This is a genomic window from Janthinobacterium sp. PAMC25594 (assembly GCF_019443505.1).
Classification (GTDB): domain Bacteria; phylum Pseudomonadota; class Gammaproteobacteria; order Burkholderiales; family Burkholderiaceae_D; genus Janthinobacterium.
In genome coordinates this window covers 2,514,241-2,527,817 of sequence record NZ_CP080377.1, presented here as the reverse complement: position 1 = coordinate 2,527,817, position 13,577 = coordinate 2,514,241, and the positions used below count along the sequence as shown (strand labels likewise).

Sequence of the window (13,577 nt, the reverse complement as noted above, 5' to 3'; positions counted from 1 at the left end):
CATCGTCAGCTTGGTGCTGCGTCCTGAGTGGCGCGTGCGCCAGCCTCGTCCATGTAGAATCGGCAAGATCCGGATCGACGTATCCGCCCCTTCATTGCGGAGTACGCTTGAGCGTGACACAAACATTGCAAACCTGGCTGCTGGCCTGGCGGGAAGCTTTCACGTGCATTGGCCTGGGACTGCGCGATGCGCGTCATGCGGGCTTGTGGTGGCGCTCCGCGCTGTGGTGCATGGCGGTCGTGGCGCTGTGGCTGGGACTGTATGGCTGCTTCGGTCGTTTTTTTGTCGAGCTGAGCGCCATGCTGGCGCTGGTGTCCGTCACGGGCTTGCTGGGTCTGGGCGTGATGGATGGCGTCGGGACACTCGCCAACGGGCCTGCCACGCTCTCGCAGATGGGCAATATCGCCGGTAGCCTGGGCAGCGCCGCCAAGGCCCTGCTGTCGATCGGCCAGATCGCCCTGGCGCTGCTGGCGCTGGCTGCTTTTTTCTATGTGATGGTCTTTATCGTCGGCGCCATCGGCACGGCGCGCTTGCCGCTGCGCTGGTTGTTGCTGGAGCGCGCCAAGGCTGTGGCGGCGCGCCGCTATGTTGCGTGGCAAGCGCCGGCCGGCCTGGATGCATCCACCGCGCGCCCCGCCTGGCGGCGGCGCCTGTTGCTGCTGCTTTCCCTGTTAATTCCCGTGTGTGCGATGTGCGTGCTGATCTCGTACTTGCTGGCCTGGAATGTGCAAATGATCTACGGCGCGGCGGCCGCAGAGGTGCTCAGCATGGAACAAGAAACGGCGTTGCGCCGCGAGCAGCGCCCGGCGATCCTTGCGCTGGGTCTGCTGTTGTGTTTGCTGATGCTCATACCGGTCCTCAACTTATTGTTGCCAGCCGTGCTGTGCAGCAGCGTCTGTCACTTGCAGCGCCGTGGCTGGCGCGCAACGGGCACATCAATCCAAGTGGAGTGAACAAGGAGTGAACATGAGTGAACCCGCAAGACGCGCCACCCTGGAGCGCGCGATTGAAATCGCCTCCGCCACCCATGCCGGCCAGACGGACAAGGGCGGCGCGCCGTACATACTCCACCCCTTGCGCGTCATGCTGCGCGTCGCTCCCGGCGTCCAGCAGATTGTCGCCGTGCTGCATGACGTGGTGGAAGACAGCGACGGCAAAGTCACCTTCGACGACCTGGTGCGCGAAGGATTTTCCCAGGAAGTCATCGACGGTGTGCGCGCCGTGACCAAGGTCGAGGGCGAGTCGTATGAGGATTTCATCGCCCGCGCGGCCCTCGATCCGGTGGGCAAGGCCGTCAAGCTGGCGGATCTGGCGGAAAACAGCGACTTGTCGAGGATAGGGGCGCCGACGCAGAAGGATCTGGAGAGGATAGAGAAATATCGGAGGGCGATCAAGCAACTGATATCGCAGCAATAATTCTTGCGTGCGGAATTGTGTATGAATGGCAGGCTTGCCCCCGGGGTCACCGGCTACGATCAAGTGCCTTACGGATGGCCTGCTAGACGGGACGGTCTATCAGCGCCAGGATGATGACCACGACAGCGGTAACAATCAGTCCCTCCAGTAAATCAGGACCGGGGAAAAGTTGCTGATTGGCGATGGCCTCAGGCACGGTTGCACGCTTCCAGAGAAGGAGCACCAGGGCGGTGCCGGCGGCGAGCAGCATCGCCGCTCGACGCTGCTGCAAGCGGGCCATCTGCCCCATCAGCAGCAGCGCGATACCCCATGCAAAAGGATGGAAGCCGTGGTCGAACAAGATCATGTGCTCATCGTAGTAGGCGCCGGTGTACCAGGCAAAACGGGAGAAGCCGAAAAGGCCATAAGCGACGAGGGCCACGGCCAGAACGAGGAAACTGGAGGAGAGGAGGCGGGCAATTTTCATGGTGAGGGTTTCTGTGGCAATACATTCAGATCGCGCCGCCATGGCTTGTCGGTCACCCTTGCGCATGATTTCACCGGCCGTGAAAGGTCAGGTTTCCGCAATTAATAAATATAGCATATTTACTAATTTCCATATTGGTTTGGTGCCCGGCCACAGGAAAAACCGCCTGCGGCGCAAGAGCTGGCCGGAGGAATCGGGGAGGGTTGCGACCACCGATTGAATCCGCAGCCACAAGCGCTTACTCACTCACTCGTGCGTGCGTGCAAGAAAAATGGAAGATAAAATAATGCTCTTGTGGAAGATTCAATCAGCTATTCAGCAGATTCAGCCTCTGGCAGCGAAAGGCTGGCCGCCTGGACAATCTATCCTGCGACAACCAGGTTGGTGCGAAGGATTTGTGTCCGGATGTCCTTGCGACCCAGCGCCAGGGCCGCTGTCCATGGGATTGATTGCCACTCGTGAACTCGACATGCACGGCGACAAGGCCGATCTCGCATTGTTGATCAACGATATCCAGGACGCTGTGAATTCACTTCATTGATCCGCCTACTTCGGTAGTTCTATGACCGCTTCGGGGCGTAAGCGGACGGGGCCGATTACCGCTCTGAATCGCCATCAGTAGCTTAAGATCGCGATTCTCAGCGCGGGAATTTATACCGTACCAGCAGGGTAGGTCCTTTGCCGCCGGATGGCGCCAGCAGTATCTCATCACCCGGCTGCATCTCCTCATACATCACCGTGCAACAGGTCGGCATCGAGTGGCCGCGCGCGGGATAAACGCCAACGTCGGTGTGCAGGGTCGCAGCGCGTACGTCCACGTCGGTCTTGCCGGCCTTTCCTGCTTCCTGCAGCAGCTTGCGCAGTGCGGTGACGAAGTCCCCTTTGCTGAGTCTGGCAGGTGCCTGGTTTGCTTGCGGGCGAGCGGTTGCGTCGTTTTTCATGGTGGTTTCTTTCAGTGTATACATTCCCGCCACTATATCATTGGCCCTTGATGGAGCGAGGGAGCGAGGGTCAGGTCCGGCATTTGCATACAGCCTGAGCCGCTAAGCTTGTCGTTAGGAAAAGCCGCCGGCGGCGCAAAACTTGGCTAGAAGAATCGGAGGGGGGTGCGCTTGCAAGCGCAACCCGGTTTTGCGGCGCCGAGCTGCGCTCGCCGAAGGCCCCGCAAAACCCCCCCGTCCGTACCGGACGCGGATGCGCTGCCCGCGTTCTGCATGCATGGAATAAATAAAAAGGGCCTCCCCGCCAAAACGGGGAAGCCCTTTTATTTATTCAGTGGTGGAGACGGCGGGAATCGAACCCGCGTCCGCAAGCACTCCACAGACAGTTCTACATACTTAGCACTATCATTTAATTTAACTCAGCCAGCACGGATGTGCACGTTATGGGCAAGCGAGTTACCTATTATTTAGTCGGACGCTAAGTAACCCAGCATCAGACGAGTCCCTGTAAATGACTCTAGAGCTTTTAACGGCCCACCCCAGGGACGAGGTGTTCTAGAGCTAACAGCAATTAAGCTGCCAGTGCGTACGAGTTATCGTTTGCAGTTAAGTTTTTTCAGGTTGTATTTACGAGGTAGCCCGCCCTCGGTATGCCCTGCGCTGCTTTGCAACCCACGTCGAAACCAGGTCGTCCCCACAGAACCTTCATTGTAGCGCAATCTTCACACTCTTGCATGATGCATTCGTTTGTTGGCGCGCCAGATCAAGAGGAGGCCGATTTATGCCGCCAACTGCCGCGCCTGCGCCGCCTTCACCACGCCAGTCACCAGTTCGAGCAGGGCCAGCGGCGTGTCCAGCAGGTGGTCGGCCTTCCAGTGTTGTGGCTCGACGGGGCCGCAGTAGCCCCAGGCGCAGGCGACCGTGCGCATGCCGGCGGCGCGGCCGGCCTGGATGTCGCGCAGGTCGTCGCCCACGTACCAGCAGTCTTGCGGCGCCAGCTCCAGGCGGCGCGCCGCTTCCAGCAGGGGGGCGGGGTGCGGTTTCGGGTGCGCCATGGTGTCGCCCGAGATCACGCAGCCGGCGCCGCCCAGGCCGATCTGGCCCACCAGCGGGTCGGTGAAGCGGGCCGCCTTGTTGGTGACCACGCCCCAGGCCAGGCCCAGTGCTTGCAGGCCATCGAGCAGGGTGGGGATGCCGTCGAATAAACGGCTTTCCACGGCCAGGGCCGCTTCGTAATTGTTCAGGAAGCCGTCTTTCAGGGCTTCGTAGCCGCTTTCGCCAGGTTGCACGCCATACGACGCGCCTATCATGCCGCGCGCGCCGGCCGAGGCGGTGGGGCGCAGGATGTCATACGGGGTCGGCGCCAGGCCGGCGCGCGCGCGCAGCAGATTGATGGCCGCCGCCAGGTCGGGCGCGGTGTCGGCCAGGGTGCCGTCGAGGTCGAACAGGATGGCGCGCGGGGCTGGCAGATGGTCTGTGATCATGGCGGGCAAAAGGTGTCAAGTAAGAATGAAAAATGGCGGCCGCAGCCGCCTTGTATTGTGCGTGATGGTTACAGCGGCCGGGTGCAGGCCACCAGATAATTGACGCTGGTATCGCTATTAAGTGAGTAAATCTTGGTCAGCGGATTGTAGCCCATGCCGCGCATGCTGTTGACGTCCAGGCCGGCGTTGCGCGCGTATTGCGACAGTTCGGATGGGGTGATGAATTTGTCATAGTCGTGCGTGCCTTTCGGCAGCAGGCGCAGCAGGTACTCGGCGCCCAGGATGGCGAACAGGTACGCTTTCGGGTTGCGGTTCAGGGTCGACAGGAAGATGTGGCCGCCCGGCTTGACCAGCGTGGCGCAGGCTTTCACGATGGCGGCGGGGTCCGGCACGTGCTCGAGCATTTCCATGCAGGTCACGACGTCGTACTGGCCCGGCTCTTCCTCGGCCATGGCTTCGGCGGCGATCAGCTTGTAGCGTACCTTGGCGCCCGATTCCAGGCTGTGCAGGTCGGCCACTTTCAGGGCCTTGTCGGACAGGTCGATGCCCGTCACGTCGGCGCCCTTGCGGGCCATCGATTCGGCCAGGATGCCGCCGCCGCAGCCGATGTCGATCACGCGCTTGCCGGCCAGCGGCACTTTCGCGTTGATCCATTCCAGGCGCAGGGGGTTAATTTCGTGCAAGGGACGAAACTCGGAAGTGGGGTCCCACCAGCGGTGGGCCAGCTCACTGAATTTTTGGATTTCGAGAGGGTCGGCGTTCATAGGTCGAATAATAGCGGCAATTTTACAATCGGGCAGCCACGGACGAAAAAAAACCCCGCCTTGGCGGGGTTTTTCATGCTGTCCTTGACTTGCGCGATGACTTGCGGCAAGTCCAGGGGCTCAGCTATTACTTGTTGCGGGTACCAACAACTTCGATTTCCACGCGACGGTTTTTCGCACGGCCTTCGGCAGTTTTGTTATCAGCAACAGGTTGTTTCTCGCCTTTGCCTTCGGTGTACACGCGGTTGCTTTCAACGCCTTTGGTGACCAGGTAGGCTTTGACAGCATCAGCACGACGTACCGACAGTTTTTGGTTGTAAGCATCGGTGCCGACGGAGTCAGTGTGACCCACAGCGATGATGACTTCCAGGTTGATGCCGCCCAGTTGTGCGGTCAGCTCGTCCAGCTTGGCTTTGCCTTCTGGCTTCAGCGTAGCTTTGTCGAAATCGAAGAATGCATCAGCAGCGAAGCTGACTTTTTCCGAGGTAGGAGCCACAACGACTGGTACTGGTACGACAACGACTGGTGCCGGTGCTGGTACGACTGGCGCTGGTGGAGCCACGCATTTGCCGTCTTGCAGGGTTTCTGGCTCTACGCACAGTGGCACGTCGCAACCTGGCACTGCGTCAGCAGGTGTCCAGTAGCCGGTGCGCCAGCACAGACCGAATGGATCGCGCACGATCACGCCGCGGGCATCTTGCACGTAAGCGCTTTTCGGGCTTGGTGCTTTGATGTCAGTGGTAACTGGCGCGAATGGTGGGGAGGTTGGGGTTTGGGCCGAAGCCGAGCCAGCAATCACTGCGGATGCAGCGAAAAACAGCGTTACAAATTTATTCATTCTTTTTTCCTTTCGGGGGGTGATATCCGCAGAACAACACTGCGCTACTGGTGCTACGTGCCAAGATTTTATCATGTAGACCATATGCGCTCGTTTCAGATTGCGAAACTAGCAATTAACTTCCCAGTCATTTTGCCACACGCATCAGGGGCACACGACGGTGGTTAAATCAAAGCTTGCCCGATTTTAGACCGCGCGTTGTTTTTGCGCAACGAAAATGCCCATTTGTAACGCATCTGTAACAATTGATCGTTTTTTTTGCCACTTTGAAGGGCAGGCGTATTGAACTGATATTGCCATTGTGCATTATCGGCCGGCCGGCGTGCGCGGCCCTGGTGCAATCTGACAATATTGTCGGCATGGCCAATTTGTACAGGTAGCTGGGCGCGCATGCTAAAATCGTGTGCTTGACTGTCAAGAGTGTCGAGCAAATGCCCACGGCGGCACTGCATGGCCAGGACGTACCCCTGCGGTACGCGTACTGACCGTGCCGCCAGCCCGCCGATTTGCTCGGGCACTCTGCGACATGGAAGCCGGGCCGGGCCAGCAGCGCGCGGTGCGGCGTCCACGACGACAGCCACCCAGGATATGCAGTATTGCGTCATACATTGCGTAACAGATAAGTTAACCACAGCCTGAGATCAGTCGAACCGCCAATGGATCAATTCGCAAAAGAAACAATTCCTATTTCCCTCGAAGAAGAGATGCGCAAGAGCTACCTCGATTACGCCATGAGCGTGATCGTCGGTCGCGCCTTGCCCGATGCGCGTGATGGCTTGAAGCCAGTGCACCGCCGCGTCTTGTTCGCGATGCATGAAATGAATAACGTGTGGAACCGCCCTTACGTCAAGTGCGCCCGCGTGGTCGGCGAAACCATGGGTAAGTACCATCCCCACGGCGATGCCTCGATCTACGACACACTGGTGCGCATGGCGCAAGATTTTTCGCTGCGCTACATGCTCGTCGATGGCCAGGGCAACTTCGGTTCCGTCGACGGCGATGGCGCCGCGGCGATGCGTTACACCGAGTGCCGCCTGGACAAGATCGCCGGCGAGCTGCTGGCCGATATCGACAAGGACACCGTCGACTTCCAGCCCAACTACGATGGCAAGGAAAAGGAACCGACGGTCTTGCCGACGCGTATCCCTAACCTGCTGATCAATGGCTCGTCCGGCATCGCCGTCGGCATGGCGACGAATATTCCACCACACAACATCACCGAAGTCATCGACGGCGCGCTGTATGTGTTGCGCAACCCGGAATGCACGATCGATGAATTGATCGAGATCATTCCCGCTCCCGATTTCCCTACCGCCGGCATCATCTATGGCGTGTCGGGCGTGCGCGACGGCTACCGTACGGGCCGCGGCCGCGTGGTCATGCGCGCCAAGACCCACTTCGAAGAATACGGCAAGGATGGCGGCCGCATCGCCATCATCGTCGACGAGCTGCCATTCCAGGTCAACAAGAAGTCCTTGCTGGAACGCATCGCCGAAAACGTGCGCGACAAGAAGCTCGACGGCATTTCCGACATTCGCGACGAATCCGACAAGTCGGGCATGCGCGTGGTGATCGAGCTGAAACGGGGCGAAGTGCCGGAAGTGGTGCTGAACAACCTGTACAAGCAGACCCAGTTGCAAGACACCTTCGGCATGAACATGGTGGCCCTGGTCGATGGCCAGCCGAAGCTGCTGAACCTCAAGCAGATGCTGCAATGCTTCCTGTCGCACCGCCGCGAAGTGGTCACGCGCCGTACCGTGTTCGAACTGCGCAAGGCGCGCGAACGCGGTCACGTGCTCGAAGGTCTGGCTGTCGCGCTGGCCAATATCGATGACTTCATCGCCATCATCAAGGCCGCGCCGACGCCGCCGATCGCCAAGGTCGAGCTGATGGCCAAGGCCTGGGATTCGTCCGTCGTGCGCGAAATGCTGGCCCGCACGGGCGACGGCACGACGCCAGGCGGCATCGATGCCTACCGTCCGGAAAACCTGCCGAAGCACTACGGCATGCAGACCGATGGCCTGTACAAGCTGTCGGACGACCAGGCGCAGGAAATTTTGCAGATGCGCCTGCAGCGCCTGACCGGCCTGGAACAGGACAAGATCGTCAACGAGTACAAGGACGTGATGGAACATATCGCCGACTTGCTCGACATCCTGGCCAAGCCGGAACGCGTCACCGTCATCATCACCGATGAAATGACGGCGGCGAAGAACGAATACGGCGCCGGCAACAAGGACGTGCGCCGCTCGCAGATCGAGTTGAACGCGACCGACCTGGAAACGGAAGACCTGATCACGCCGCAAGACATGGTCGTGACCCTGTCGCACACCGGCTACATGAAGGCGCAGCCGATTTCCGAATACCGCGCGCAGAAGCGCGGCGGACGCGGCAAGCAGGCCATGGCGACCAAAGAGGAAGACTGGATCGACCAGCTGTTCATCGCCAATACGCATGACTACATCCTGTGCTTCTCGGATCGTGGCCGCATGTACTGGCTGAAGGTGTGGGAAGTGCCGCAAGGCTCGCGCAATTCACGCGGCAAGCCGATCGTCAACATGTTCCCGCTGCAGGACAACGAAAAGATCACCGTGATCCTGCCGTTGTCGGGCGAGAACCGCACGTTCCCGGAAGATCATTACGTGTTCATGTCGACCAGCCTCGGCACCGTCAAGAAAACGCCGCTGAAGGATTTCAGCAATCCACGCAAGGCCGGCATCATCGCGGTCGACCTGGACGACGGCGACTTCCTGATTGGCGCGGCGCTGACCGACGGCCAGCACGACGTGATGCTGTTCTCCGATTCGGGCAAGGCAGTGCGCTTCGACGAAAACGATGTGCGTCCGATGGGCCGCACGGCGCGCGGCGTGCGCGGCATGAACCTGGAAGAAGGCCAGCACGTGATCGCCCTGCTGGTGGCCGAGAACGAGCAGCAGTCGGTGCTGACGGCCACGGAAAACGGCTACGGCAAGCGCACGCCGATCACCGAGTACACGCGCCATGGCCGTGGCACGAAAGGCATGATCGCCATCCAGACCAGCGAGCGCAACGGTAAAGTGGTTGCCGCGACCCTGGTCGATACCAGCGATGAAATCATGCTGATCACCACCGGTGGCGTATTGATCCGCACCCGCGTGTCGGAAATCCGCGAGATGGGCCGCGCGACGCAGGGCGTGACCCTGATCGCCGTGGAAGACGGCACCAAGCTGTCCGGCCTGCAGCGCGTGGTGGAAACGGATATCGACGAAGTCGAGCTGACGACGGAGGCGGACGCCGCGCCTGCGCCGGCAGCGGCTGAACCAGCCGATCCTGTCGATCCGGCCCAGCCGGAGTAAGATGATTGGGGCTCTTTCGGGAGCCCCAATTGCTATTGGCGCACCAGTTGTTAGGCCCGTAGGTCGGCTTAGCCCAAAGGGCTTAAGCCGACAAGCCTCCCGGCCGCAGCCCATTTACCCTTCATTCAACATCCCGCATGCCATGAGAAAAATCGTCGCCACCTTCTTCGCCGCGTTTTCGCTGGCCTTCCTTGCCACGCTGCCGGCCTTGGCCCAGAGTGCGCAAGCCACGCCCGCGCGCCAGGCCGCGCCCAGCCCCGCCATGAAAGTGGCCGTGCGGCGCATGCTCGACGCGATGCAGTTCCCGCAACTGACGCGCAGCATCTTCGACCAGATGCTGCAATCGGTGCCCGCCATGATCCGCCAGTCGGCGCAGCAGCAAATCAGCAGCAACCCGAAGCTGGACGAGCAGCGCAAGGCGCGCGCGCTGGCCAGCGCCGAGGAAGAAATCCCCGTCGCCATCGCCACCCTGACGCAGGTGCTGGCCGACCCGACCCTGATCGACGAGTTGAGCGCCGAAATGGTGCCCTTGTACGCGCGCTTTTACACGGTGCAGGAAGTCGAGCAGCTGACGGCCTTCTACCAGACGCCGCTGGGCCGCAAGATGCTGGCCACCATGCCGCAACTGTCGGCCGAGTCGATGGCCATCAGCCAGCGCGTGCTGATCCCGCGCGTGAATGCCGTGCTTGACCAGGTCATGCGGGCGGCCACGCAGTCGCCCCAATAAGATTCCCATTTTGCCAAGGACCGTATCGTGACCCATATCTACAATTTTTCAGCCGGCCCCGCCGTCCTGCCCAAGGAAGTGCTGGCGCAAGCGGCCGCCGAAATGCTCGATTGGCATGGCAGTGGCATGTCGGTGATGGAAATGAGCCACCGTGGTCCCGAATTCATCTCCATCTACAAACAGGCGGTAGCCGACCTGCGCGAACTGCTGGTCGTGCCCGAGAACTACAAGATCCTGTTCCTGCAGGGTGGTGGCCTGGGCGAGAACGCCATCATCCCCATGAACCTGGTGGGCCTGGCCGCGCGGCAGCCGGCCACCATCGACTTCGTGCATACGGGCTCGTGGTCGGGCAAATCGATCCAGGAAGCGGCCAAGTACGCCAACGTCAACGTGGCCGCATCGTCCAAGGCCACGCGTTTCACGGGTGTGCCGCCGGTCGCCGAGTGGAAGCTGACGCCGGGCGCCGCCTACCTGCATATCTGCACCAATGAAACCATCGACGGCGTGGAATTCCAGCAGGCGCCAGACGTGCCGGCAGGGACCACCATCGTGGCCGACATGTCCTCGCACATTTTGTCGCGCGTGATCGACGTGTCGCAATACGGCGTGATCTTCGGCGGCGCGCAAAAGAATATCGGTCCGGCCGGCCTGACCCTGGTCATCGTGCGCGAAGACTTGCTGGGCAAGGCGCTGCCGATCTGCCCGTCCGCTTTCGACTGGACCATCGTGGCCGAACATGAGTCGATGTACAACACGCCGCCCACCTACGGCATCTATATCGCCGGCCTGGTTTTCCAGTGGCTGAAACGCCAAGGTGGCGTGGCAGCCATGGAACAGCGTAATATTGACAAAGCGGCGCTGCTGTACGCGGCGCTCGATGCGGACGACTTCTACCAGAACCGGGTCGAGCCGGCATACCGCTCGCGCATGACCATCCCGTTCTATTTGCGCGATGAAAGCTTGAACGACGCATTCCTGGCCGGCGCGAAACAGCGCGGCCTGCTGCAACTGAAGGGCCACAAGTCCGTCGGCGGCATGCGTGCATCGATCTATAACGCGATGCCGATCGAGGGCGTGCAAGCCTTAGTGAATTATCTGAACGAGTTTGCCGGACGCTGAGTCGCCTAGACGACCGCGCCGGCCCGCCGCCGGCGCAGGCCGCGCGGCCATGATTGAAGTACAGCTGACGAAACAAACAACCATGACCGATAAATTGAAACCGCTGCGCGAACAGATCGATGCGATCGACGCGCAAATCCTCGAATTGCTGAATCGCCGCGCGCAAATCGCCCAGCAGGTGGGCCACGTGAAGGCCGAGACGCAGGCGCCCGTGTTCCGTCCCGAGCGCGAAGCGCAAGTGCTGCGCGGCGTGGCCGAGCGCAATCCCGGCCCCATGGGCGACCGCGAAGTGCAGACCATCTTCCGCGAAATCATGTCGTCCTGCCGCTCGCTGGAAAAGCGCGTCACCGTGGCGTATCTTGGCCCGGCCGGCACCTTCAGCGAACAGGCCGTGTACCAGCAGTTCGGCAGCGCCGTCGAAGGCTTGCCGTGCGCGTCCATCGACGAAGTGTTCCGCTCCGCCGAGGCGGGAACGGCGGACTTTGGCGTCGTGCCGATCGAGAATTCCTCGGAAGGCGCCGTCAACCGCACCCTGGACATGATGCTGCAGACCAGTCTCATCATCAGCGGTGAAGTCGCCATTGCCGTGCACCACAGCCTGATGACGAAGAGCGGCAACATGGATGGCGTCACCGCCATTTGTGCCCATTCGCAGGCGCTGGCGCAGTGCCAGGTGTGGCTGAACCAGAATTATCCGCACGTCGAGCGCCGCGCCGTGGCCTCGAACGCCGAGGCGGCGCGCCTGGCCGGCGAAGATGGCACGGTGGCGGCCATTGCCAGCGAGCTGGCGGGCGCGCAGTACAAGCTGGGCGTGGTCAAGGGCCATATCCAGGACGACCCGCACAACCGCACGCGCTTCGCCGTCGTGGGCACCTTGCAGACGGCGCCGTCGGGCAAGGACCAGACCTCGCTGGTGCTGGCCGTGCCGAACAAGGCTGGCGCCGTGTACCAGTTGCTCGCGCCCCTGGCCAAGCACGGCGTGTCGATGACGCGCTTCGAGTCGCGCCCGGCGCGCATGGGCAGCTGGGAGTATTATTTCTATGTCGATGTGGAAGGCCATGTGCACGACGCTGCCGTCGCCCAGGCGCTGGCCGAGCTGCAGAGCAATGCGGCGTTTTTCAAGGTGCTGGGGTCGTATCCGGTCAGTCTGTGACGCCGACGGTGGTGTCGGATTACGGCCTGCGGCCTAATCCGACCTACAATAAGCCGTAGGTTGGGTTAGCGCAGCGTAACCCAACAAACAACCACGGTAGGCTGTAGCTTGGGTTAGCGCAGCGTAACCCAACAAACAACCACGGTAGGCTGTAGCTTGGGTTAGCGCAGCGTAACCCAACAACAGCCACCAGCCTAATCATTCACCAACTTTTAAAGAACACCATGTCTAAAAATATCGGTCCAGAATACGTCCGCGCCATCGCCCCTTACCAGAGCGGCAAACCGATCGCGGAAGTCGCGCGCGAATTCGGCCTCGACGAGGCAGCCATCGTCAAGCTGGCGTCGAATGAAAACCCGTACGGCATGCCGGAATCGGCGAAGCAGGCGATGCTCGCCGCCATCGATGACCTGGGCCGCTACCCGGACGCCAACGGCTTCGACTTGAAAGCCGTGCTGTCCAAGCGCTACGACGTGCCGGCCGACTGGATCACCCTGGGCAATGGCAGCAACGACATCCTGGAAATCGCCGCGCACGCGTTCGTGCAGCATGGTCAATCCGTGGTCTACTCGCAGTATTCGTTTGCCGTGTACGCGCTGGCCACGCAAGGCCTGGGTGCGCGCCACATCGTCGTGCCGGCGCAAGCCTACGGCCATGACCTCGATGCCATGGCGGCGGCGATTGCCGACGATACGCGCTTGATCTTCATCGCCAACCCGAACAACCCGACCGGCACTTTCCTGACGGCCGCGCAGCTGGAAGCCTTCCTTAAGAAAGTACCGGCGCACGTCGTCGTCGTGCTGGATGAAGCCTACAACGAATTCCTGTCGGCCGACGAGCAGTACGAATCGACGGCGTGGGTACGCCAGTATCCGAACCTGGTGGTCTCGCGCACCCTGTCGAAGGCCTACGGCCTGGCCGGCCTGCGCATCGGCTTCGCCATCGCCCAGCCGGTGCTGACGGACCTGATGAACCGCATCCGCCAGCCTTTCAATGTCAACTCGCTGGCGCAGGCGGCGGCGATTGCCGCCCTGAACGACAAGGCCTTCCTCGAGCAAAGCGCGCGCAACAACGCGGCCGGCTACCAGCAGTTCACCGAAGCGTTCACGCAACTGGGCCTGGAATTCGTGCCGTCGCACGGCAATTTCGTGCTGGTGAAAGTGGGCGACGATGACGAAGCGGGCGCGCGAGTCAACCTGGCGCTGCTCCAGCAGGGCGTGATCGTGCGTCCCGTCGGCAGCTACGGCTTGCCGCAATGGCTGCGCATTTCCATCGGCCTGCCGCAGGAAAACGCCATCTTCATCGCCGCGCTGACGAAAGCGCTGGCCTGACGA

General features: G+C 61.1%; 14 protein-coding genes and 1 other RNA gene. 8 read left to right on the top strand and 7 right to left on the bottom strand.

Annotated features, from left to right (window positions below; all coding sequences use genetic code 11):
• Nucleotides 1-107 precede the first annotated feature (107 nt).
• Nucleotides 108-953: a hypothetical protein gene (locus KY494_RS11380; protein WP_219890998.1), complete on the top strand. Its 846-nt coding sequence runs from the start codon at nt 108-110 to the stop codon at nt 951-953.
• 13 nt (nt 954-966) lie between these two features.
• On the top strand, nt 967-1,416 hold the full coding sequence (locus tag KY494_RS11375; protein ID WP_219890997.1) for a GTP pyrophosphokinase: 450 nt from the start codon (nt 967-969) through the stop codon (nt 1,414-1,416).
• 82 nt (nt 1,417-1,498) lie between these two features.
• On the opposite strand, the gene KY494_RS11370 is transcribed toward KY494_RS11375, so the two are convergent.
• Nucleotides 1,499-1,948, bottom strand: a complete 450-nt coding sequence (locus KY494_RS11370) for a hypothetical protein (protein ID WP_258194805.1) — start codon at nt 1,946-1,948, stop codon at nt 1,499-1,501.
• Nucleotides 1,949-2,153: 205 nt separating this feature from the next.
• On the opposite strand from KY494_RS11370, the gene KY494_RS11365 reads away from it, so the two are divergent.
• The gene (locus KY494_RS11365) at nt 2,154-2,423 is read left to right on the top strand and encodes a hypothetical protein (protein ID WP_219890996.1); all 270 of its coding nucleotides are present in this window, start codon (nt 2,154-2,156) and stop codon (nt 2,421-2,423) included.
• A gap of 97 nt (nt 2,424-2,520) precedes the next feature.
• On the opposite strand, the gene KY494_RS11360 is transcribed toward KY494_RS11365, so the two are convergent.
• From KY494_RS11360 to KY494_RS11335, 6 genes are all read right to left on the bottom strand, one after another.
• On the bottom strand, nt 2,521-2,823 hold the full coding sequence (locus KY494_RS11360) for an HNH endonuclease (RefSeq protein ID WP_219133262.1): 303 nt from the start codon (nt 2,821-2,823) through the stop codon (nt 2,521-2,523).
• A 335-nt stretch (nt 2,824-3,158) separates the two neighbouring features.
• Nucleotides 3,159-3,519, bottom strand: a transfer-messenger RNA (tmRNA) gene (gene ssrA, locus KY494_RS11355).
• An 83-nt stretch (nt 3,520-3,602) separates the two neighbouring features.
• Complete coding sequence (locus tag KY494_RS11350; RefSeq protein ID WP_219890995.1) at nt 3,603-4,307, bottom strand: HAD family hydrolase; 705 nt, start codon at nt 4,305-4,307, stop codon at nt 3,603-3,605.
• A gap of 68 nt (nt 4,308-4,375) precedes the next feature.
• The gene (gene ubiG, locus KY494_RS11345) at nt 4,376-5,071 is read right to left on the bottom strand and encodes a bifunctional 2-polyprenyl-6-hydroxyphenol methylase/3-demethylubiquinol 3-O-methyltransferase UbiG (protein WP_219133264.1); all 696 of its coding nucleotides are present in this window, start codon (nt 5,069-5,071) and stop codon (nt 4,376-4,378) included.
• A 127-nt stretch (nt 5,072-5,198) separates the two neighbouring features.
• Nucleotides 5,199-5,909 carry an outer membrane protein OmpA gene (gene ompA, locus KY494_RS11340; RefSeq protein ID WP_219133265.1) on the bottom strand — a complete coding sequence of 237 codons (711 nt, stop codon included), beginning with the start codon at nt 5,907-5,909 and terminating at the stop codon, nt 5,199-5,201.
• 164 nt (nt 5,910-6,073) lie between these two features.
• Nucleotides 6,074-6,301: a hypothetical protein gene (locus tag KY494_RS11335; RefSeq protein ID WP_219890994.1), complete on the bottom strand. Its 228-nt coding sequence runs from the start codon at nt 6,299-6,301 to the stop codon at nt 6,074-6,076.
• A gap of 264 nt (nt 6,302-6,565) precedes the next feature.
• On the opposite strand from KY494_RS11335, the gene gyrA reads away from it, so the two are divergent.
• The 5 genes from gyrA to hisC all read left to right on the top strand — a co-directional run bounded on the left by gyrA (nt 6,566) and on the right by hisC (nt 13,574).
• Nucleotides 6,566-9,244 (top strand): DNA gyrase subunit A, encoded by a 2,679-nt coding sequence (gene gyrA / locus KY494_RS11330; RefSeq protein ID WP_219133267.1) that lies wholly within the window; start codon nt 6,566-6,568, stop codon nt 9,242-9,244.
• Nucleotides 9,245-9,386: 142 nt separating this feature from the next.
• On the top strand, nt 9,387-9,971 hold the full coding sequence (locus KY494_RS11325; protein ID WP_219890993.1) for a DUF2059 domain-containing protein: 585 nt from the start codon (nt 9,387-9,389) through the stop codon (nt 9,969-9,971).
• A 27-nt stretch (nt 9,972-9,998) separates the two neighbouring features.
• Complete coding sequence (gene serC / locus KY494_RS11320; RefSeq protein WP_219890992.1) at nt 9,999-11,090, top strand: 3-phosphoserine/phosphohydroxythreonine transaminase; 1,092 nt, start codon at nt 9,999-10,001, stop codon at nt 11,088-11,090.
• Nucleotides 11,091-11,172: 82 nt separating this feature from the next.
• Nucleotides 11,173-12,243, top strand: a complete 1,071-nt coding sequence (pheA, locus tag KY494_RS11315) for a prephenate dehydratase (protein WP_219133270.1) — start codon at nt 11,173-11,175, stop codon at nt 12,241-12,243.
• 224 nt (nt 12,244-12,467) lie between these two features.
• Nucleotides 12,468-13,574, top strand: coding sequence for a histidinol-phosphate transaminase (gene hisC, locus KY494_RS11310; protein ID WP_219890991.1), 1,107 nt, complete (start codon nt 12,468-12,470; stop codon nt 13,572-13,574).
• Nucleotides 13,575-13,577: the final 3 nt, after the last annotated feature.

Bases quoted from the DNA above. Each gene is read 5' to 3' on its own strand.
- KY494_RS11375 (WP_219890997.1), top strand. From the start codon at position 967: ATGAGTGAACCCGCAAGACGCGCCACCCTGGAGCGCGCGATTGAAATC.
- KY494_RS11370 (WP_258194805.1), bottom strand. From the start codon at position 1,948: ATGCGCAAGGGTGACCGACAAGCCATGGCGGCGCGATCTGAATGTATT.
- KY494_RS11365 (WP_219890996.1), top strand. From the start codon at position 2,154: ATGGAAGATAAAATAATGCTCTTGTGGAAGATTCAATCAGCTATTCAG.
- KY494_RS11360 (WP_219133262.1), bottom strand. From the start codon at position 2,823: ATGAAAAACGACGCAACCGCTCGCCCGCAAGCAAACCAGGCACCTGCC.
- KY494_RS11350 (WP_219890995.1), bottom strand. From the start codon at position 4,307: ATGATCACAGACCATCTGCCAGCCCCGCGCGCCATCCTGTTCGACCTC.
- ubiG (WP_219133264.1), bottom strand. From the start codon at position 5,071: ATGAACGCCGACCCTCTCGAAATCCAAAAATTCAGTGAGCTGGCCCAC.
- ompA (WP_219133265.1), bottom strand. From the start codon at position 5,909: ATGAATAAATTTGTAACGCTGTTTTTCGCTGCATCCGCAGTGATTGCT.
- KY494_RS11335 (WP_219890994.1), bottom strand. From the start codon at position 6,301: ATGCGCGCCCAGCTACCTGTACAAATTGGCCATGCCGACAATATTGTC.
- gyrA (WP_219133267.1), top strand. From the start codon at position 6,566: ATGGATCAATTCGCAAAAGAAACAATTCCTATTTCCCTCGAAGAAGAG.
- KY494_RS11325 (WP_219890993.1), top strand. From the start codon at position 9,387: ATGAGAAAAATCGTCGCCACCTTCTTCGCCGCGTTTTCGCTGGCCTTC.
- pheA (WP_219133270.1), top strand. From the start codon at position 11,173: ATGACCGATAAATTGAAACCGCTGCGCGAACAGATCGATGCGATCGAC.
- hisC (WP_219890991.1), top strand. From the start codon at position 12,468: ATGTCTAAAAATATCGGTCCAGAATACGTCCGCGCCATCGCCCCTTAC.